This window comes from Bhargavaea sp. GQ12 (assembly GCF_059758705.1).
In genome coordinates, this window is record NZ_JCAXEU010000007.1 from 1 (window position 1) to 20,210 (window position 20,210).

The window sequence follows — 20,210 nt, forward strand, 5'->3', positions numbered from 1 at the left end:
TAATTTTTGCGCTTAAAGCGATCTTTCGGGATTTTTCCGTTTCGCTGGTCACGCCTGTACAAGAACCCCGCGAAGAACCCGATGCAAAGAATCAGGATAATGAGGCCGAACAGGAATTGGAGCCAGACGGGAAACACCGATGCCTGCACGCCAAACATGGCATCGCGCATGAGCTTGATGCCCCAAGCGGCACCGATGCCCGGGATCAGCAGGACGATAAAGGCGGCAAGCCGCTGCATGTTGATCTCTCCCTTTCTCTCGAGTTTATTTTCCTTTTCAACAAGAGGATTGTCAAGAAGACTGCTATCGGGTATGATAAAGCTGATTATGCAAAGCATTGCACAAATCTCATGAAGGGCCTGAAGGATTTTGCAGAATGTATTGGTCGTAGGGGCCGGCGCCGGCGGCACAGCCATATTGCAGCTTCTTCTACAACTCGACTATATGAATGTCACGGGAATTGTCGACCCGAATCCGGAAGCCCCCGGCATTCGGATTGCAGAGGAAAACGGCATTCCGCACGGCGCAGACTGGCGCCCCCTTATCACAAATGATCTTCATATGATTTTTGATGTAACCGGTGAACAGGGTGTGTTTGGAGAGTTGCTGAAGGCCAGGCCAGCACACGCGGTGCTGATTCCCGGCACAATCGCAAAGCTGCTCGTCAGCCTGCTTGAGGAAAACACTGCTTACATCGAGCGGCTGCGTTCCGAGACACACCGGAACAAGATGATTTTCGACTCGCTTGACGAGGGAATGATCGGGACAGACGGGGATGGAGTGATCCGGTTCTTTAACCGCAGCGCCTCCCTGATCACCGGCACACCGGTACGAAGTGCACTCGGCCGCCATATCCTCGATGTGATTCCGGACAGCAACCTGCTCCATGTCGCAAAGACGGGAATTCCGGAGCTGAACCGTGAACTGACACTTACAAACGGCACCCGGGTCGTGACGTCCAGACGGCCGATCAATGACCCGGCCGGCAATCGTGCCGGCGCGTTCGCTGTTTTCCGGGATATTACCGGAGTGGTGGAACTCGCCGAGGAAATCACCAACCTGAAAGAAATCCAATCCATGCTGGAAGCAATCATCCATTCCAGCGATGATGCCATCTCTGTCGTTGACGAGAAAGGTCGCGGCATCATGATTAACCCGGCCTACACCCGGCTTACCGGCCTTACGGAAGCTGATGTCATCGGCAAGCCGGCAACAGTCGACATCACCGAGGGCGAGAGTATCCATATGAAGGTACTCGAAACCGGACGTCCGATTCGAGGCGTCCGGATGCGCGTAGGCCCGGCGGCTAGGGAAGTCGTCGTCAACGTAGCTCCGATCCTTGTCGGTGACGAGCTGAAAGGAAGCATCGGCATTATTCATGACCTGACAGAAATGCGGGAACTTGCCGATGAACTTGACCATGCGCGACGCATTATCCGCTCTCTGGAGACCCGCTACACATTTGAGGACCTTGCAGGCGAATCTCCGGATATGCAATTGGCGATCCAGCAGGCAAGGCTCGCATCCACCCTGCCGCTTCCGATCTTGCTGCGGGGGGAATCAGGCACCGGCAAGGAAGTGTTTGCCCAGGCAATCCACCATGAGGCTGGAAAAGAGAACTTTGTCCGCGTCAATTGCTCCGCGATTCCTGAAGAGCGGCTGTCACAGGAACTTTTCGGTTCAGAAGTGCCAGCAGGTGAAGGTGGTCCAGAAATCACTGAAGGACTGTTTGAGGAAGCTCACGGCGGGACATTGTTTATCGATGAAATCGGTGAGCTTCCGATGGATGTTCAGGTCGCGCTTCTAAGAGTGCTCGAAGAAAATGAATTCTTCCGCGCCGGCGGCAGCAGGCCCGTGCCGGTTTCACTTAGGGTCATCGCCGCGACCAACCGGAATCTTGAGAAGCTCATGAAGGAAGGAAAGTTCCGTGAAGACCTGTTCCATCGTCTGAACCGGATGCCTGTCCACATTCCACCGCTCCGCCACCGCAAAGGGGATATCAAGCTCCTTGCAGAGAAACTGCTGCCAAAGCTGAACCGGGATCTGGGACGTTCCGTCTCGGAAATCACCGAGGATGCTGCAGGACTTCTCAGACAACACAACTGGCCCGGCAACGTACGGGAGTTGGAAAACGTCATCAGCCGTGCCCTCATCTTTATGAAACCCACGGATAAATTGCTCGAAAATGCTGATCTCTCCGCCGTGTTCCAGGCAGAAGGAAGCGGCACAGAAGGCACTCTGGCAGAACAGCTGGATGCCCATGAACGCCTGATCTTAAAGGAAGCGCTTACAAACTGCGGAGGGAACAAATCCGATGCCGCCCGGCAACTCGGGATATCTGTCCGCACTCTATATTACAAACTGGAAAAGCACCGGCTGGTGTGACCGGCCGGACCCACGACCAAGGAGGAGAATGAAGATGGAACTGTTTAGCTACCTGGAAGAAAGCGATTACGAACAAGTGGTGTTCTGCCAAGACAAAACATCCGGACTAAAGGCGATCATCGCCATCCATGACACGACGCTCGGCCCTGCACTCGGTGGTGCAAGAATGTGGACGTATGCGACGGAAGAAGAAGCAGTCATCGATGCCCTCCGCCTTGCAAAAGGCATGACTTACAAAAATGCGGCTGCAGGATTAAACCTGGGCGGCGGCAAAACCGTGATCATCGGTAATCCGAAAACTGACAAGAATGAAGAGATGTTCCGTGCATTCGGCCGCTATATCCAGGGCCTCAACGGCCGTTACATCACGGCAGAAGACGTAGGGACAACAGAAGGCGATATGGACATCATCCATCAGGAGACCGATTTTGTGACCGGCATCTCTCCGACGCACGAAGGCTCTTCCGGCAACCCGTCCCCGGTTACGGCATACGGGGTTTACCGGGGAATGAAGGCGGCCGCAAAAGAGGCTTTCGGTTCTGATTCCCTGGAAGGAAAGACGGTTGCAGTCCAAGGCGTCGGCAACGTGGCCTTTACACTGTGCCGCCATCTGCATGAAGAAGGCGCGAAATTGATCGTTACGGATATTAACGATGAAGCCGTACGTCGCGCAGTGGAAGAATTTGGAGCGGAAGCGGTCGGAATCAACGACATCTATGGTGTTGACTGTGACATTTATGCGCCGTGTGCGCTTGGTGCGACCATCAATGACGAAACGATCCCTCAATTGAAGGCGAAAGTCATCGCAGGTTCCGCTAACAACCAATTGAAAACACCGGAACATGGTGACCGAATCCACGAGATGGGCATCGTCTATGCGCCGGACTACATTATCAACGCAGGCGGCGTCATCAATGTAGCTGATGAACTGGAAGGCTACAACCGCGAGCGTGCGATGAAAAAGGTTGAGAAGATCTATGACACCATTGCAAAAGTATTTGAAATCTCGAAACGTGACGGCATTCCATCCTACGCGGCAGCGGACCGCCTCGCCGAAGAACGAATCGCGAACATCGCAAAAGCCCGCGGCCAATTTCTCCGAAACGGCAAGGATACGCTTCATCGCCGATGACCTGTAACAGGACTTGCAGATCCATAGAAAAAAGGAGGCCATCCAATGGCTCTTGAATATGATGTCGTCATTCTTGGAGGCGGCACAGGCGGCTACGTCGCCGCCATCCGTTCCGCTCAGCTCGGACTAAAGACCGCGGTGGTGGAAAAAGGCAAGCTCGGAGGCACCTGCCTTCACCGAGGCTGCATTCCATCCAAGGCGCTGCTCCGAAGTGCGGAAGTGTACCGTCTTGCCAAAGATGAAGCCGATTCCTTCGGTGTTGTTACCGGAGAGGTTTCACTTGCATTTGACCGGGTGCAGCAGCGCAAGCAATCGATTGTCGACGGCCTGCACAACGGGGTTCGGGGATTGATGAAAAAAGGGAAGATCGATGTATATGAAGGGATCGGAAGGATTCTTGGTCCGTCCATCTTTTCTCCGATGCCCGGCACGATTTCGGTCGAATACGAGGACGGAAGGGAAAATGACATTCTCATCCCCCAGAACGTGATAGTTGCAACAGGTTCCAGGCCACGTTCGCTTCCGGGCCTCCAAATAGACGGAAAGGACGTCATGACATCAGACGAAGCGCTTGCTCTTGAACAGCTGCCTACATCAATCGTTATTATCGGTGGCGGTGTCATCGGGATCGAGTGGGCATCCATGCTGAATGATTTCGGCGTGGATGTCACCGTTGTCGAATATGCCGACAGGATTCTTCCGACAGAGGATGCGGACATTTCACGGGAAATGGAGAAGTTGCTGAAAAAACGGGGCATCCGATTCGAGACTTCCGCAGAAGTGCTTCCCGACTCCCTCAATAAGCAGGAAGGATCCGTTTCCATTGACGCAAAAATCGGCGAAGGCACGGAAACGTTCACTGCGGAAAAGGTGCTTGTCAGCGTCGGCCGGCAGGCCAACACTGAAGGAATCGGGCTGGAAAACACCGATATTGAGCTGGATCGCGGTTTTATCAAAGTCAAAAACACGTACCAGACAAAGGAGTCCCATATTTATGCGATCGGAGACGTGATCGGCGGTCTCCAGCTTGCCCACGTGGCCTCCCACGAAGGGATTGCGGCGGTCGAGCATATCGCCCGGACTGATGCACATCCCGTCGATCCCGACATGGTGCCAAAATGCATTTATTCGAGTCCGGAGGCGGCATCAGTCGGCATTACGGAGCAACAGGCCAAAGAACGGGGATTCTCTGTGAAAATCGGGAAATTCCCGTTTAAGGCCATCGGCAAGGCACTGGTCCACGGGGAGTCCGAAGGCTTCGTGAAAATCGTTGCCGACAAGGAAACCGATGATATCCTCGGCATCCATATGATCGGGCCGCATGTCACCGATATGATTTCTGAGGCGGGACTTGCGAAAGTGCTCGATGCAACGCCTTGGGAAGTCGCGTCCCTTGTCCACCCGCACCCTTCCCTGAGTGAAGTGATGGGTGAAGCGGCACTTGCCGTCGACGGCAAGGCCATCCATATGTAAACAAGAGGGGGAAACCGAAAGATGACCAACAACCGTCATGAACAGCTTGGCCTTTCCAATGAGGATGTTCTGCGCATGTACGAGACGATGCTGACTGCCCGAAGGCTCGATGAACGCATGTGGCTGCTGAACCGCTCAGGCAAGATCCCGTTCGTCATTTCCTGCCAGGGCCAGGAAGCTGCCCAGGTCGGCGCAGCATTCGCGCTTGATGCAGAAAAAGACTATATCGCCCCGTATTACCGGGACATGGGAGTCGTCCTCCATTTCGGCATGACGCCGAAGGACCTGATGCTGAGTGCCTTCGCAAAAGCCGAGGACCCGAACTCCGGCGGCCGGCAGATGCCGGGTCATTTTGGCCAGAAAAAGAACAGAATCCTCACAGGATCTTCCCCTGTTACGACACAACTGCCGCATGCGGTCGGAGTGGCACTGGCGGGCAAGATCAAGAAAAAAGATTTCATCACCTTCGTGACCCTCGGTGAAGGGTCTTCCAATCAGGGTGACTTCCATGAGGGGGCCAACTTCGCGGGTGTCCACAAACTTCCGACCATTATTATGGTCGAAAACAACAAGTACGCGATCTCGGTTCCGCTTGAGAAACAGCTGGCCTGCGAAAATGTTTCAGATCGCGCCCCGGGCTACGGGATGCCGGGCTTTACAGTAGACGGAACCGACCCGCTTGCCGTCTATCAAGTCGTCAAAGAAGCCGCTGACCGGGCACGTGCAGGTGAGGGCCCAACACTCGTCGAAACCATCTGCTACCGGCTGACTGCCCACTCGTCGGATGACGATCACCGTGCGTACCGCTCGGATGAAGACCTGAAGGCGGAGCGCGAGAAAGATCCGATACCGCGGTTTGCTGCTTATCTGAAGGAAGCTGGCGTTCTGGACGAGGAAACAGAGAAGGAAATGGAAGAACGCGTGAAGCAGACTGTCAATGAAGCGACGGACTATGCGGAAGCAGCTCCTTATGCAGAACCGGAAGAAGCGCTGAAATACGTGTATGCGGAACAAGGAGGGGATGAATAATGGCAGTACGTTCTTATATCGATGCCATTACGCTCGCGATGAAAGAAGAGATGGAGCGTGACGAAAACGTCTTCATCCTGGGCGAGGACGTCGGAAAAAAGGGCGGGGTCTTCAAGGCGACACAGGGGCTCTATGACCAGTTCGGGGAAGAGCGCGTCATTGATGCGCCGCTCGCCGAATCTGCAATCGCAGGGGTCGGAATCGGTGCGGCCATGTATGGCATGCGACCCATTGCTGAAATGCAGTTTGCAGACTTTATCATGCCGGCGGTCAACCAGATCATTTCGGAAGCGGCACGGATCCGTTACCGCTCAAATAATGACTGGCATTGCCCGATTGTCGTACGTGCCCCGTTCGGAGGCGGAGTCCACGGCGCACTCTATCATTCGCAGTCCGTGGAAGCGGTATTTGCCAACCAGCCGGGACTCAAGATTGTCATCCCTTCGACGCCTTACGATGCCAAAGGTCTTCTGAAGGCAGCTATCCGCGACGACGATCCGGTCCTGTTCTTCGAGCACAAACGTGCGTACCGGCTGATCAAAGGCGAAGTTCCGGACGAGGATTACACCATCCCGATCGGAAAAGCTGACATCAAGCGCGAAGGCGAAGACATCACGGTCATCACATACGGGCTGGCGGTGCATTTCGCTCTGCAGGCAGCCGAACGGCTGGCCGAAGACGGCATTTCCGCACATATCCTCGATCTCAGAACGGTTTATCCGCTAGACCGGGAAGCCATTGTCGAAGCTGCATCGAAGACGGGCAAAGTACTTCTTGTCACGGAAGACAACAAGGAAGGCAGCATCATGAGTGAAGTGGCGGCCATTATCGCCGAAGAGTGCCTGTTCGATCTGGATGCACCGATCCAGCGCCTTGCCGGCCCTGATGTCCCGGCGATGCCATATGCACCGACAATGGAAAAATACTTCATGATCAATCCGGACAAGGTCGAGAAAGCAATGCGCGATCTCGCGGAATTCTGATACGGACGGAGGGCTAACAAGTGGCGAAACAGACAATCACCATGCCCCAGCTGGGCGAAAGCGTGACAGAAGGCACCATAGAACGCTGGCTCGTGAAACCGGGTGACACGGTCGAGAAGTACGACCCGCTCGCCGAGGTCAACACGGACAAGGTGACGGCTGAAATCCCGTCATCTTTCTCAGGAACCATCAAGGAACTCCTTGCCAATGAAGGGGAAACACTCGAAGTCGGGGCGGCTGTCTGCACGATCGAGACAGAAGGCGGGGTTCCATCTGGAGCGGAAGCCGCTCCCGCTGAAAGCGAACCTTCGAACGAGATGCCTGCTGCCGGCTCCGATCAGCCTGAAAAGCTGTCGGGGACCGGAGGGTCTTCCACCCCGGCCAAAGCCGATACGTCAGGAGCGCGGTATTCACCCGCCGTGCTGCGACTTTCCCAGGAACATGGCATCGATCTTTCACAGGTCAAGGGTTCCGGCCGTGGCGGCAGGATCACCCGGAAGGATCTGACGCAGCTGATCGAGTCGGGGAATATCCCGAAGGAAGCAGATGTCCGGCAGCCTGAACCGGCAGAAGCCGAGTCCGGGCAACCTACACCCGAAGCTGCACCATCACAGGAAAAACAGCCGGTACGGCAACCGGCGGGCGTCCAGACGGCTGCCGGTGACATCGAAATCCCGGTATCCGGTGTGCGCCGCGCAATCGCGGGCAATATGCTGCGTTCCAAACAGGAAGCGCCGCATGCCTGGACAATGGTTGAAGTTGATGTGACGGGCCTCGTCCAGTACAGGGATTCCATCAAAAACGAGTTCAAAAACAAGGAAGGCTTCGGTGTGACCTATTTTGCCTTCTTTGTAAAAGCGGTAGCCCAGGCACTGAAGGAATTCCCGATGATGAACTCGATGTGGGCAGGCGACAAGATCATCCAGAAAAAAGCGATCAACATCTCGATCGCAGTCGCAACCGAGGATGCCCTGTTCGTGCCGGTCATCAGGGATGCCGACGAAAAAACGATCAAAGGCATCGCAAGGGAAATCAAGGAACTGGCGGACAAGGTCCGGAGCGGCAAACTGAAATCCGAGGAGATGCAGGGCGGCACGTTTACGGTGAACAACACCGGTTCATTCGGCTCTGTCCAGTCGATGGGAATCATCAACTATCCTCAGGCAGCGATCCTTCAGGTTGAATCGATCGTCAAGCGTCCGGTCATCATGGACGGCGGCATGTTCGCGGCGCGCGACATGGTCAACCTCTGCCTGTCACTTGACCACCGTGTTCTGGACGGCCTTGTTGCGGGACGGTTCCTCGCACGCGTCAAGGAGATTCTCGAGAACATTACAAGTGAGAATACGTCAGTCTACTGATCGTGCCGGCCGGGAAGCTTTCCGCTTCCTGGCTTTTTTTCTGTCCTGCAACAGGAAGTAAGTGGATGAATCTGTATGATTTCGGTGGAATTTCGCTTGTTCAGGCAGGCATCACCATTGAATAGCATTTCAACTTTCAAGGCATCCGGTTCTCCGGTAGAATGAAAATAGGCACAATTCACAAAGGGGGAGAGCCATATGACGATCCACACGATGAAACAGACATCATTCGAACCGCCCGCCATCGGGGAGTGGCAGGAAGCGGCCGAAGCTTCACTAAAAGGGAAACCGCTTGCATCGCTTGAAACCCGGACACCCGAAGGGGTTATACTGAAGCCGCTTTATACGGCAGATGATGTTCCCGGCGGTCAGGAGGCCCGGTTAAATTCCATCCGCAGGGGAATCGGCCATTCAGACTGGACCCTGCTTCAGGACACTCCGGAAACGGAACCTGCAGCTTACCTCGAAAAGACAAAATCGGCCCTGAATAAGGGCAACGGGGCTGTCGTCTATACTGGCGGATGGGAAAAGGAAGCGGACAGCGAAGTCCTGGACGAGCTGGCAGCGCTCATCACCGAAGTGCCGGTATACATCCGCTGCAGCCCGGATGATCCATTCCTTTCTGTATTCGGCAGGGTGCCGGACGATCGCCGAGCGCTTGTAACGGGATATGCCGACGTGGAAAGGACAGCGGACCTTTCGCGCCGTTTCCCGTCACTGCGGACGATTGCCGTGGATACGGGTTCTGTACATATGGAAGGCGCAGATGCCGTGACGGAGCTTGCTTCAGCCCTTTCCATGGCGGCTGAAATCGCTGCAGAAGAAGACGATTTCGGCGCACTGGCGAAGAAGCTGTTCTTTACATTTGATGTGGACACCCACTTTTTCACGGAGGTTGCCAAGCTTCGCGCATTCCGCCTGCTTTTCAAGTCGTTTTCTGCTGCGTATGGGGAACAGGAGCCGGTACACGCTCCGGTTCTTGCCCGGACTTCACTCCGTACTTTCACGCTGGCCGATCCGTATGTCAACTTGCTCAGAAGCGGAAATGAAGCATTTGCAGCCGCGATCGGCGGAGCGGATGCCATAATGGTGGCGCCACTCGACAGCCTGACGGGAAGCACAGGCTTTTCTGAGCGCGTAGCGCGCAATGTCCAGCATATCCTCAAGGAGGAAGCCCATGCGGACCGTGTACTTGACCCCGCCGGAGGCTCCTATTACATCGAATCTCTGACGGAATCACTTTACCGTGGTGCTTGGGAGCTGTTCCTTCAATTCGAAGAACAGGGCGGACTCACTGCCCTCGCTGCAGATTGTACACTTGACCGTCTGCTCGCGGAGAAAAAGGAGGCGCGCATCCGCAGCCTTGCCGCGCGAAAAGAATCCCTGATCGGAACGAACATTTATGCAGACCCTGAAGAACAGGTGCAGCCGGCTTCAGGAGCAGTTGAACCGAAAGGCCGGTTTGCCGAACCGTTTGAAGCGCTGCGTTCGGCACTGCATGGAAGTACAGTCCATCTGATCCGTATCGGCACGCTTAAAACGGTCAAGCCGGTCGCTGATTTCGCAGCGGGTGTGCTTGCAGTCGGTGGCATCCGTCCGGAACTTTCTCCACTTTTTGATACGGCTGAAGAAGCCCTCGGGTATCTGCAGTCGGAAAAGCCGCGATATGCCATCCTCTGCGCACCAGGCGACCAGGCAGAACAGTCTGTACGCACAGTCCTGGAAGGCAAGCCTGCGGCTACCATCCTTGATGCCGCTGGACGTTTTGCTGATGGGACGGCCGCATCACTCCGGGAAGCCGGACTTAATGGCTTCCACTACAGAGGACAGGATATTCTGGACAAGCTGACAGAAGTGAAAGGGATTCTTGAAGGGGGAACGCAGCGATGAACAAACCAGACTTTAAGAAAATCGACCCGGAAAAAGTCCTGAAAGGGAGCACACACCCTTCTCCTGAAGGAACACCTGTAGAATCCTATGAGGGAATCGGCATTTTGCCGGCATATACAGGAAATGAACTGGAAGGGCTCGGCCATCTTTCCGACATGCCGGGTATCGCACCGAACACACGCGGACCGTACCCGACCATGTATGTATCCCGCCCGTGGACCGTCCGCCAGTACGCCGGGTTTTCTACGGCTGAAGAAAGTAACGCATTCTACCGACGCAACCTGGCGATGGGCCAGAAAGGCCTGTCCGTGGCGTTTGACCTGGCGACGCACCGCGGCTATGATTCCGACCATCCGCGGGTTTCGGGTGATGTCGGCAAGGCCGGAGTGGCCATCGACTCAGTCGAGGATATGAAAATCCTTTTTGACGGCATCCCGCTGGACCAGATGTCCGTGTCAATGACGATGAATGGAGCGGTCATCCCTGTCATGGCCTTTTACATCGTAGCCGCCGAAGAACAGGGCGTCAGCCCGGAAAAGCTGGCCGGAACGATCCAAAACGACATCCTGAAAGAGTACATGGTCCGGAACACTTATATTTATCCGCCTGAAATGTCGATGCGGATCATAGCGGACATCTTTGAATACACGTCGAAAAACATGCCGAAGTTCAACTCGATCTCGATTTCCGGCTACCACATGCAGGAAGCGGGGGCGACGGCGGACATCGAGCTTGCCTATACACTGGCAGACGGGCTGGAATATGTCCGAACCGGCCTCAAGGCGGGAATCGATGTTGACTCGTTCGCCCCGCGCCTCAGCTTTTTCTGGGCGATCGGCATGAACTACTTTATGGAAGTTGCGAAGATGCGGGCTGCGCGACGCATATGGGCACAGATGATGAAATCATTCGATCCGAAAAACCCGAAATCGCTTGCGCTCCGAACCCATTCACAGACTTCGGGATGGAGCCTGACCGAACAGGATCCGTTCAACAATGTCACCCGCACACTGATCGAAGCGAACGCCGCGGCGATGGGCCATACCCAGTCCCTCCATACTAATGCGCTGGATGAAGCGATCGCCCTTCCGACGGACTTCTCCGCACGCATCGCCAGGAACACACAACTTTTCCTGCAGGAAGAGACCCTGATGACGAACGTTATCGACCCGTGGGGCGGGTCTTACTACGTCGAAAAGCTGACAGGTGAGCTGATGGAGAAGGCTTGGGAGCTGATCGGGGAGATCGAGGAACTCGGGGGAATGGCTAAAGCAATCGAAACCGGCTTGCCGAAAATGAAGATCGAGGAAGCTGCGGCACGGCGCCAGGCACAGATCGACTCCGGTGCGGAATCGATCATCGGCGTGAACAAATACCGGCCGGAACAGGAAGATCCGATCGAGATTCTCGACATCGATAACACAGAAGTGCGCCGCAAGCAGATCGAGCGCCTGGAGAAGATGAAAGCGGATCGCGACGATGCGGTTGTCCGCATGGCACTCGATAAACTGTCGGAAGCCGCGCAAAACGGAGAAGGGAACCTTCTTGAGCTTGCCGTCGACGCGGCCCGTGCCCGGGCTTCGATCGGCGAAATCTCGGATGCCATCGAGAAAGCATCCGGACGGCACAAAGCCGTTATCCGGTCGATCAGCGGAGTATACAGTTCCAACTTCTCCGATACTGAAGCGATTGCGGAAGTAAAAACAATGGCAGGCGAATTTCTTGAGAATGAAGGCCGCCGGCCGCGGATCATGGTCGCGAAGATGGGCCAGGACGGGCATGACCGCGGTGCCAAAGTGGTCGCGACAGCTTTTGCCGACCTCGGTTTCGACGTCGATATCGGTCCGCTTTTCCAGACGCCAGCCGAGACGGCTCTTCAGGCGGCAGAAAATGACGTGCATGCAGTCGGCGTAAGCTCGCTTGCCGCAGGTCATAAGACGCTGATCCCTGAATTGCTGGAGGAGCTCAGAAAACTAGGGCGAGAGGACATCGTCGTGTTTGCCGGCGGTGTCATCCCGGCCAAGGACTACGACTTCCTTTACCAGGCGGGGGTTGCCGCCATTTTCGGGCCGGGCACCGTCATCCCGGTATCCGCACAGAAAGTCATTGAAGCCATCTACAGCAAGCTCGGTTACGAGGAAGCCATCGATTGACGGAACGGGAAAAAGAGGCCCGCATGCGGACCGAAGGCGGCGTTCCGCCGCATGACGGCATGTCCGCGGGTCCGAGAAAGCGATTTGTCAAAAAGCGGCGGTCCGTCCCTGCGGATGAACTGGCAAAGGAGATCAGGGCCGGATCCAGGCTGGCGCTTGCAAAGGGCATCACCCTTCTGGAAAGCCGGTCGCCGGAAGACCGGAAGGATGCACAGGAACTTCTCCTCGGCCTGCTTCCGGATTCGGGGAATAGCGTCAGGATCGGCATCACGGGGGTGCCCGGTGCCGGGAAGAGCACGTTCATCGAAGCATTCGGCCTCATGCTTGCCGAAGCCGGCCACAAGGTGGCGGTGCTCGCGATCGATCCGAGTTCCACTGTCACTGGCGGCAGCATTCTCGGAGACAAAACAAGGATGGAGCAACTGGCCCGTCATCCGAACGCATTTATCCGCCCGTCGCCTTCCTCCGGCACACTTGGAGGTGTTCACCGGAAGACGAGGGAGACGATGCTGCTGTGCGAAGCTGCGGGCTATGATGTCATCCTCATCGAAACGGTCGGAGTGGGGCAGAGTGAAACATCGGTCAGGGGGATGGCGGACTTTTTCCTCCTTCTCGTGCTGACCGGTGCCGGTGATGAATTGCAGGGAGTCAAAAAAGGCATCATGGAGCTTGCGGACGGTATCATCGTCCATAAGGCGGATGGGGATAATGTCATTCCCGCCAAGAGGACGGCAAGGGAGTACAAACAGTTTCTCCACATGCTGCAGCCGGCGACTCCGGGATGGCAGACAACCGTCCATCCCGTATCCTCTCTTGCCGGGACCGGATTGGATGACGTCTGGGAGACAATTCTCGGCTTTCGTGACAGCATGTACGGATCAGGTGAATGGGACAAAAGGCGCCGTGACCAGCTAAGGGCGTGGTTCCGCCAGTCGATTGAGGACCGGCTGATTGATACGTTCTTTGCGTCAGAGGGCAGAAAAGAACAGGTCGGTGTCCTCGAGAGGCGTATTCTTGACGGCCGGCTCACAGTGACCGCAGCGGTTGAGGAATTATTCCGCGACTGAGACTCCGGTTTTGCAGGAAAGGTCCCGACCTGTTATGATTTTCTTGGATAAACCGAAAGGGGATGCAGTCATGAACATGGATATGAACCTGTTTATGCAAGATATGATCCGCCAGGCGCGGAGCGAGATGGAAGCCTCCGGCTACGAACAGCTGAAGACTCCGGAAGAAGTGGATTCGGCGATCAACCGTGAAGGGACGACGCTGTTCATGGTCAACTCTGTGTGCGGATGCGCAGGCGGAATCGCCCGTCCGGCAGCCATGCATGCCGTCCATTACGACAAGCGCCCGGACAGCCTGGTGACAGTATTCGCCGGACAGGACAAGGACGCAACGGCACAGGCGCGCATGCACTTCGGTGACGATCACCTTCCGTCTTCGCCGTCATTCGTGCTTGTGAAGGACGGGAAAGTTGTCGGCGAAGTGCCCCGCCACGAGATCGAGGGCCACGACCCGATGTCTGTCGTCGTCAATCTTCAGGGCATGTTCGAGGAATATTGCAAGGAAGTCTGATCTGAACAAAAGCGCAAGCGCCCGCTTAGCAATGTACAAACTGGAGCCCTTCGCAATGAGATAAAGGAAACACGGCGAGGAACGGGCCGATGTTGACTTATCGCAGTGGAGAAGGGTGAAGTTTGCCAGTTGCTGGGCGCTGAAGCTAGCCGGAACAAAAGCGCAGCGCCCGCTTAGCAACGTACAAACTGGAACCCTTCGCAATGAGATAAAGGAAACAAGGCGCGGAACGGGCCGATGTTGACTTATCGCAGCGGAGAAGGGTGAAGTTTGCCAGTTGCTGGGCGCTGGAGCTAGCCGTGGCCGACACGGGAATAATCATGAAATTTTTTAAGTAACAAAAATCGCAGCAGCCGTTTGACGGCGCTGCGATTTTTTGTATTTAGTTTCCTGTAGTCAGATGAACAGGCTGAGTCCCATGGCGATGGTTGACAGAAGCATCAGTGCGACCATGGTATAGATTACGATTTTCTGAAATTTTTTATTGCTCAATTTTATTCTGGCTCCTTCACTGCTGATGGCTTTATTTTAATGATTTTTGGTCGTTTGCGCAATATATAGAGTTTTGCGCCCTAAAACGGTACAATTGTAATCGGATACATACAAAGGGGGCAAGGGAAATGGAGAAGGTCGACCATATCGGCATCGCGGTTAAAGACCTCGATGCCGTCCTTCCATATTACACGGACACGCTCGGTATTCCGCTCATCGGAATCGAGGAAGTGCCCACACAGGGACTGAAGGTGGCATTCCTGAATGCCGGAAACGTGAAGCTGGAGCTGCTGGAGCCAGTGTCTGACACAAGCGCCGTCGCCAAGTTCATCGAAAAGCGAGGAGAAGGCGTCCACCATATTGCGTTCGGCGTGACGGGTATCCGGGAGAGGATTGAAGAGCTTCGTGAGCACGGTGTCCGCCTGCTGTCGGACGGTCCGCTTCCCGGGGCCGGCGGTGCCCAGGTGGCGTTCATGCACCCCAAATCCTCATACGGCGTTCTCTATGAACTGTGCGACAAATCCGGAGACCAGGAGTGATATTTCATCATGGATATTTATGACAAGATCAATGAATTGTATGACCGGAAACGTGAAATCGAACTTGGCGGCGGGGATGACAAAATAGACCGCCAGCATGAAAAGGGGAAACTGACCGCGCGCGAGCGCATCGATCTGCTGCTTGACGAGGGGACGTTCGTCGAACTGAACCCGTTTGTCACACACCGGAACCAGGACTTCGGCATGGATAAGATGAAGGGCCCGGGAGACGGCGTCGTGACCGGCTACGGCAAGGTGAACGGCCGTCCCGTCTACCTGTTCTCCCAGGACTTCACCGTCTTTGGGGGCGCACTCGGTGAGATGCATGCGATGAAAATTGCGAATGTGATGGATCTGGCTGCGAAAAACGGTGCCCCGTTCATCGGGTTGAATGACTCCGGCGGTGCCCGGATCCAGGAAGGCGTCGTCTCACTGGACGGCTACGGGGATATCTTCTACCGCAATGCCATCTATTCCGGTGTCATTCCCCAGATTTCCGTCATTCTCGGACCTTGTGCGGGAGGTGCCGTCTACTCGCCGGCGATTACCGACTTCGTCTTTATGACGGATCAGACAAGCCAGATGTTCATTACAGGCCCTAAAGTCATCGAGACTGTTACTGGAGAGAAGATTTCCTCCGAGGACCTCGGCGGCTCAAAAGTACATAACGCCATAAGCGGGAATGCCCATTTCCGTGCGGCAAGCGAAGAGGAAGTCCTTGCAGACGTACGCAGGCTTCTCTCCTATCTCCCGCAGAACAATGAAGAGATGCCGCCACGCCTCGACGGCGGCGCGGACGCAGATGACCGTCCGGACCTTGCGGATATTGTCCCGTTTGAGACAATCCGCCCGTATGATGTCCGGAAAGTGATTGACCAGGTCGTCGATGCGGATTCGTTCATGGAAGTCCAGCCTGAATTTGCGCGTAACATCGTAGTCGGACTCGCCCGCATCAAAGGGGAGTCAGTCGGACTCGTATGCAACCAGCCAAAAGTCATGGCAGGCGGCCTCGATATCGACTCATCGGATAAAGCGGCGCGGTTTATCCGTTTCTGCGACTCGTTCAATATCCCGATCATCACATTCGAGGACGTGACCGGCTTCTTCCCGGGCATCAAGCAGGAGCATGGGGGCATCATCCGCCACGGCGCGAAGATCCTCTACGCTTACTCGGAAGCGACTGTTCCAAAAATGACGGTCATTCTCCGGAAAGCATACGGGGGCGCCTACGTTGCGCTCAACTCGAAATCGATCGGTGCTGACATCGTGTACGCCTGGCCAAATGCGGAGATCGCTGTCATGGGGCCTCAGGGCGCTGCGAACATCATCTTCGCCAGGGAAATCGCCAACAGCGATGATCCTGAGGCGACACGCGCAGCGAAAATCGACGAGTACAAAGAGAAATTCGCCAACCCATATGTCGCGGCAAGCCACGGCATGGTTGACGACGTCATTGATCCGCGGGAGACCCGGATCAAGCTGATCCAGGCGCTCGAGATGATGCGGAACAAGAAAGAAGACCGTCCGAAGAAAAAACACGGCAACATTCCGCTATAATGGATACAGGAAGCGCACCGGGTTCTTGCGGTGCGCTTTCGGATTTGACAGGAGGCATGCTGTATGACAAACAAACGGCTGATCAATGAATTCATGGAGCTCGTCCAGATCGACTCAGAAACGAAGCATGAAGGGGAGATCGTCGGCATCCTGAAAGAGAAAATGGAAGACCTCGGTTTTGATGTGAAGGAAGACGATTCTGCCGCGCGTTCCGGACATGGCGCAGGCAACCTGATCGCGACGAAAAAAGGCAGCGCAGAAGGTGCGGATGCGATCTACTTTACCTGCCATATGGATACGGTTGTACCCGGCAAGGGAATCAAGCCGGTGCTGAAGGAAGACGGCTATATCTATTCGGACGGCACGACCATCCTCGGCGCGGATGACAAAGCCGGGATTGCCGCATTGTTCGAGATGATGCGCCGCATCAACGAAGAAGGGACCCCGCACGGGGACATCCAGTTTATTATCACAGCAGGTGAAGAAAGCGGCCTGCGCGGAGCAAAAGAGCTGGATCCGGCAGCGATCCGGGCGGATTATGGCTACGCAGTCGACTCCGACGGCAAAGTCGGCGGCATTGTGACGGCGGCACCGTTCCAGACAAAGCTGAAAACAACCGTACGCGGCAAGACCGCCCATGCCGGCGTGGCTCCGGAAAAAGGTGTTTCCGCAATTACCATCGCGGCCAAATCAATCGCCAACATGTCTCTCGGCCGGATCGATTCCGAGACGACGGCGAACATCGGCCGCTTCGAAGGCGGGCAGGCGACGAACATTGTATGTGATGAGGTGCATATCCTGTCCGAGGCGCGGTCCATCAACAAAGTCAAACTTGACGAGCAGACCGCTCATATGGTCCGCACGTTCGAACGCCAGGCAGGCCTGATGGGCGGCTCCGCCGAGACGGACGTCCAGCTGATGTATCCTGGATTCTCGCTGAGTGAGGAAGATCAGGTCGTGAAGACGGCGATGGACGCAATCCGGGGAATCGGCCGTGAGCCCAAGCTCATGACAAGCGGCGGAGGCAGCGACGGCAATATCTTCAACGGCTTCGGTGTACCGACAGTGACACTTTCAGTCGGGTACGAGGAAATCCATACGACAAACGAGCGCATGCCGGTCGAAGAGCTGGAAAAGCTCGCCGACCTGCTCGTCGAAATCGTGAAAACTGCAGCAAAGCAGTAAACCTGTATTAAGCAGATTTTGGATTTAGATTCTCGAAATCAGACTTAGCAGGAAACAACTTGGATCATTCACTAAAAGACGGGCCCTTGCGCACGTCTTTTTCCTTTTTCGGCCGGCCGTTGATATAATGGAGACAGCATGACACACCGGAGCGATGAACATGATTGAAAGCAAGCCGAAAAAAGGCAGGATCATTTTCCATATCGACATGAACAGCTTTTTCGCATCTGTCGAGCAGGCACATGATCCTTCATTGAAGGGAAAACCGGTAGCGGTTGCCGGGAATCCGAAAGAGCGCAAGGGCATCGTGGTCACTTGTTCATATGAAGCAAGGGCGTACGGTGTCTATACCACTATGCCCGTCTGGGAGGCCCGCCGCAAATGTCCGGAACTTATCGTGATCCCGCCGGACCATAACCGTTACCGTGACGCCTCGGATGCAATGTTCAGCCTGCTCCGGACTTATACGGAATTGGTTGAGCCGGTGTCGATCGACGAGGGATATCTGGACGTGTCGGACGTGGAATGGCCGGGGAGTGCTGTCGGGCTTGCGGAAGAGATGCAGCGCAGGATCCTGACAGAACTGGATCTGCCGTGCTCGATCGGGATCGCACCGAACAAATTCCTTGCCAAGACGGCATCCGACATGAAAAAGCCGATGGGGATCACGATTCTCAGGAAACGCGATGTGCCATCCGTCCTTTGGCCTCTTCCGGTCATCGAAATGCATGGCATCGGGAAAAGCACCGAAGAAAAACTCCAATCACTTAAAATCAGAACGATCGGTGATCTGGCTGCGGCACCCGAAGGCTTTCTGAAGGAGAATCTCGGCAAACGGGGGCTCCACCTGAAGCGCCGCGCGAACGGCATTGATTCACGGCCGGTCGACCCGGAATCTGTCCATGAACGAAAAAGCGTCGGCGGGTCCGTGACACTTCCCATTGATGAGACCGATCCGGCCGAACTAAAGAAGACACTCCGCAAGTTATCGGAAAAAGTGGCCCTCCGACTTGACCGCCGCGAACTCGCGGGTGATCTCGTGACCATTCAGATCCGTGACGCGGACTGGGTGAACCACTCTCGAAGCAGGACACTTACGAATGCTATCCATACGGCTGACGCCATCTGCCGGGAAGCGGAATTGCTGTTTGACCGGCATTATGGCGGACAGCCGGTGCGCCTTCTCGGTGTTACCATCGGCCGGGTCATTGACCGCTCAGAAACGACAGAGCAGCTGTCGATCTTCAACTACGAAAAACACGCAAAAGAAGAGCCGGTCCTGAAAATGATCGGCGAGCTGGAATCGAAGTTCGGAAAAGGAACCGTAACAAAAGGGTTTTCCGGACCGAAATCCGGCGGAAGGCAGGGTTGACATGCAGATACAATTTCTAGGGACAGGCGCAGGCATGCCGTCCAAACAGCGGAACACGAGCGCACTTGCACTGAAGCTTCTTGAGGAGCGCGGCAGCTTCTGGCTGTTTGACTGCGGGGAGGCTACGCAGCATCGCATGCTGCATACGACGCTGAAACCGCGGAAACTGGATAAGATCTTCATCACGCATCTTCATGGAGACCATATCTTCGGACTTCCGGGCATGCTCGGTTCAAGAGGATTCCTCGGTGGATCCGGACGGCTTGACCTGTACGGGCCCAAAGGACTGCAGGAATGGATCGAAGTGACTCTCCGGATCAGCCGGACCCATCTGAACTATGAGCTGGCTGTCCATGAAGTGGAAGCGGGCACGATCTTCGAGGATGATTCTTTCACTGTCCGGGCGCTTCCGCTTGATCACGTGATGCCATGCTTCGGCTACCGGATTGAACAAAAACCGCTGCCCGGAAAACTTCTCGTGGACCTGGCAATTGAAGCTGGCGTTCCGAAGGGGCCGCTGCTCCGGGAGCTGAAAGAAGGAAGGGATGTTGCTCTCGAAGATGGAACGGTTATCAGAAGCCGGGAAGTCACCGGGCAGCCGCAACCGGGATTCACTGTTGCGATCTTGGGTGACACCCGGTTCACGTACAATGCCGTCGACCTTTCACGGGATGCGGATATCGTGATTCATGAAGCGACGTTCGACAAAGAGTCAGCCCATCTGGCAGGGCCTTACGGTCATTCCACGATCACGGATGCCGCAAAAACAGCACGGGAGGCGGGGGCCCGGTCACTGATTGCCAACCATATCAGCGCCAGGTTCCTTCCCGAGGATGCCGGCCATTTGGCAGCTGAGGCGGAAGAGATCTTCCCGCAAGTAGCAATTGCGGAGGATCTTGCTGAATATGAATGGAAAAACGGAATGCTGAGACGGATTAATCCATAACAAAAAAACGCGGGCAGTGGAGGAACACCTTCTGCCCGCGTTTTTATAGTCGGAAAATACCCGGTTCCGATTGAAGGGAACGGGTGATTTATGGTATGGTTGTATAGATGTCATTAAGATCGAAAGGATATATAC

At 55.4% G+C, this 20,210-nt stretch carries 17 protein-coding genes; 15 read left to right on the forward strand and 2 right to left on the reverse strand.

Annotated features, from left to right (window positions below):
- Positions 1 to 239: DUF2627 family protein (locus tag AC6CHQ_RS08195; protein WP_251240310.1), on the reverse strand; the 239-nt coding region annotated here is incomplete at its 3' end.
- A gap of 130 nt (positions 240 to 369) precedes the next feature.
- Between AC6CHQ_RS08195 and AC6CHQ_RS08200 the strand changes: the two genes are divergently transcribed.
- From AC6CHQ_RS08200 to AC6CHQ_RS08245, 10 genes are all read left to right on the forward strand, one after another.
- Entirely contained in the window at positions 370 to 2,385 is a 2,016-nt protein-coding gene (locus AC6CHQ_RS08200; RefSeq protein ID WP_251240309.1) for a sigma 54-interacting transcriptional regulator, read from the forward strand.
- A gap of 28 nt (positions 2,386 to 2,413) precedes the next feature.
- Positions 2,414 to 3,517, forward strand: a complete 1,104-nt coding sequence (gene bcd, locus AC6CHQ_RS08205) for a branched-chain amino acid dehydrogenase (protein WP_251240308.1) — start codon at positions 2,414 to 2,416, stop codon at positions 3,515 to 3,517.
- A 45-nt stretch (positions 3,518 to 3,562) separates the two neighbouring features.
- Positions 3,563 to 4,990: a dihydrolipoyl dehydrogenase gene (lpdA, locus tag AC6CHQ_RS08210; RefSeq protein ID WP_251240307.1), complete on the forward strand. Its 1,428-nt coding sequence runs from the start codon at positions 3,563 to 3,565 to the stop codon at positions 4,988 to 4,990.
- Between the two features lie 21 nt (positions 4,991 to 5,011).
- On the forward strand, positions 5,012 to 6,019 hold the full coding sequence (locus AC6CHQ_RS08215; RefSeq protein WP_251240306.1) for a thiamine pyrophosphate-dependent dehydrogenase E1 component subunit alpha: 1,008 nt from the start codon (positions 5,012 to 5,014) through the stop codon (positions 6,017 to 6,019).
- A complete protein-coding gene (locus AC6CHQ_RS08220; RefSeq protein WP_092051101.1) occupies positions 6,019 to 7,002 on the forward strand; it encodes an alpha-ketoacid dehydrogenase subunit beta in 984 nt (327 codons plus the stop codon). Before AC6CHQ_RS08215 ends, AC6CHQ_RS08220 begins: the two co-directional genes overlap by 1 nt.
- 20 nt (positions 7,003 to 7,022) lie before the next feature.
- A complete protein-coding gene (locus tag AC6CHQ_RS08225; protein WP_251240305.1) occupies positions 7,023 to 8,363 on the forward strand; it encodes a dihydrolipoamide acetyltransferase family protein in 1,341 nt (446 codons plus the stop codon).
- Positions 8,364 to 8,561: 198 nt separating this feature from the next.
- Positions 8,562 to 10,253, forward strand: a complete 1,692-nt coding sequence (locus tag AC6CHQ_RS08230; RefSeq protein WP_498081312.1) for a methylmalonyl-CoA mutase family protein — start codon at positions 8,562 to 8,564, stop codon at positions 10,251 to 10,253.
- Positions 10,250 to 12,406 (forward strand): methylmalonyl-CoA mutase, encoded by a 2,157-nt coding sequence (gene scpA, locus AC6CHQ_RS08235; protein ID WP_498081313.1) that lies wholly within the window; start codon positions 10,250 to 10,252, stop codon positions 12,404 to 12,406. The genes AC6CHQ_RS08230 and scpA overlap by 4 nt, the downstream gene beginning before the upstream one ends.
- 23 nt (positions 12,407 to 12,429) lie before the next feature.
- Complete coding sequence (gene meaB / locus AC6CHQ_RS08240; protein ID WP_498081359.1) at positions 12,430 to 13,473, forward strand: methylmalonyl Co-A mutase-associated GTPase MeaB; 1,044 nt, start codon at positions 12,430 to 12,432, stop codon at positions 13,471 to 13,473.
- Between the two features lie 70 nt (positions 13,474 to 13,543).
- Positions 13,544 to 13,984 carry a BrxA/BrxB family bacilliredoxin gene (locus tag AC6CHQ_RS08245; protein WP_092052110.1) on the forward strand — a complete coding sequence of 147 codons (441 nt, stop codon included), beginning with the start codon at positions 13,544 to 13,546 and terminating at the stop codon, positions 13,982 to 13,984.
- Positions 13,985 to 14,380: 396 nt separating this feature from the next.
- Here AC6CHQ_RS08245 and prli42 read toward each other — a convergent pair whose 3' ends face one another.
- Positions 14,381 to 14,476, reverse strand: coding sequence for a stressosome-associated protein Prli42 (gene prli42 / locus AC6CHQ_RS08250; protein WP_157295552.1), 96 nt, complete (start codon positions 14,474 to 14,476; stop codon positions 14,381 to 14,383).
- A gap of 128 nt (positions 14,477 to 14,604) precedes the next feature.
- Here prli42 and mce point away from each other — a divergent pair, with 128 nt between their 5' ends.
- The 5 genes from mce (at position 14,605) to rnz (ending at position 20,075) form a co-directional block, all read left to right on the forward strand.
- Positions 14,605 to 15,015, forward strand: a complete 411-nt coding sequence (gene mce, locus AC6CHQ_RS08255; protein ID WP_251240302.1) for a methylmalonyl-CoA epimerase — start codon at positions 14,605 to 14,607, stop codon at positions 15,013 to 15,015.
- Positions 15,016 to 15,024: 9 nt separating this feature from the next.
- Entirely contained in the window at positions 15,025 to 16,572 is a 1,548-nt protein-coding gene (locus tag AC6CHQ_RS08260) for an acyl-CoA carboxylase subunit beta (RefSeq protein ID WP_251240301.1), read from the forward strand.
- A gap of 63 nt (positions 16,573 to 16,635) precedes the next feature.
- Positions 16,636 to 17,757: a M20/M25/M40 family metallo-hydrolase gene (locus tag AC6CHQ_RS08265; protein ID WP_498081314.1), complete on the forward strand. Its 1,122-nt coding sequence runs from the start codon at positions 16,636 to 16,638 to the stop codon at positions 17,755 to 17,757.
- Positions 17,758 to 17,917: 160 nt separating this feature from the next.
- Entirely contained in the window at positions 17,918 to 19,129 is a 1,212-nt protein-coding gene (locus AC6CHQ_RS08270) for a DNA polymerase IV (RefSeq protein WP_251240299.1), read from the forward strand.
- Position 19,130: 1 nt separating this feature from the next.
- The gene (gene rnz, locus AC6CHQ_RS08275) at positions 19,131 to 20,075 is read left to right on the forward strand and encodes a ribonuclease Z (RefSeq protein WP_251240298.1); all 945 of its coding nucleotides are present in this window, start codon (positions 19,131 to 19,133) and stop codon (positions 20,073 to 20,075) included.
- Positions 20,076 to 20,210: the final 135 nt, after the last annotated feature.

What these genes read in the sequence shown, in the direction of transcription:
- bcd (WP_251240308.1), top strand. Translation starts at nt 2,414, where the DNA reads ATGAAGATGGAACTGTTTAGCTACCTGGAAGAAAGCGATTACGAACAA.
- lpdA (WP_251240307.1), top strand. Translation starts at nt 3,563, where the DNA reads ATGGCTCTTGAATATGATGTCGTCATTCTTGGAGGCGGCACAGGCGGC.
- AC6CHQ_RS08215 (WP_251240306.1), top strand. Translation starts at nt 5,012, where the DNA reads ATGACCAACAACCGTCATGAACAGCTTGGCCTTTCCAATGAGGATGTT.
- AC6CHQ_RS08220 (WP_092051101.1), top strand. Translation starts at nt 6,019, where the DNA reads ATGGCAGTACGTTCTTATATCGATGCCATTACGCTCGCGATGAAAGAA.
- AC6CHQ_RS08230 (WP_498081312.1), top strand. Translation starts at nt 8,562, where the DNA reads ATGACGATCCACACGATGAAACAGACATCATTCGAACCGCCCGCCATC.
- scpA (WP_498081313.1), top strand. Translation starts at nt 10,250, where the DNA reads ATGAACAAACCAGACTTTAAGAAAATCGACCCGGAAAAAGTCCTGAAA.
- meaB (WP_498081359.1), top strand. Translation starts at nt 12,430, where the DNA reads ATGCGGACCGAAGGCGGCGTTCCGCCGCATGACGGCATGTCCGCGGGT.
- AC6CHQ_RS08245 (WP_092052110.1), top strand. Translation starts at nt 13,544, where the DNA reads ATGAACATGGATATGAACCTGTTTATGCAAGATATGATCCGCCAGGCG.
- mce (WP_251240302.1), top strand. Translation starts at nt 14,605, where the DNA reads ATGGAGAAGGTCGACCATATCGGCATCGCGGTTAAAGACCTCGATGCC.
- AC6CHQ_RS08260 (WP_251240301.1), top strand. Translation starts at nt 15,025, where the DNA reads ATGGATATTTATGACAAGATCAATGAATTGTATGACCGGAAACGTGAA.
- AC6CHQ_RS08265 (WP_498081314.1), top strand. Translation starts at nt 16,636, where the DNA reads ATGACAAACAAACGGCTGATCAATGAATTCATGGAGCTCGTCCAGATC.
- AC6CHQ_RS08270 (WP_251240299.1), top strand. Translation starts at nt 17,918, where the DNA reads ATGATTGAAAGCAAGCCGAAAAAAGGCAGGATCATTTTCCATATCGAC.
- rnz (WP_251240298.1), top strand. Translation starts at nt 19,131, where the DNA reads ATGCAGATACAATTTCTAGGGACAGGCGCAGGCATGCCGTCCAAACAG.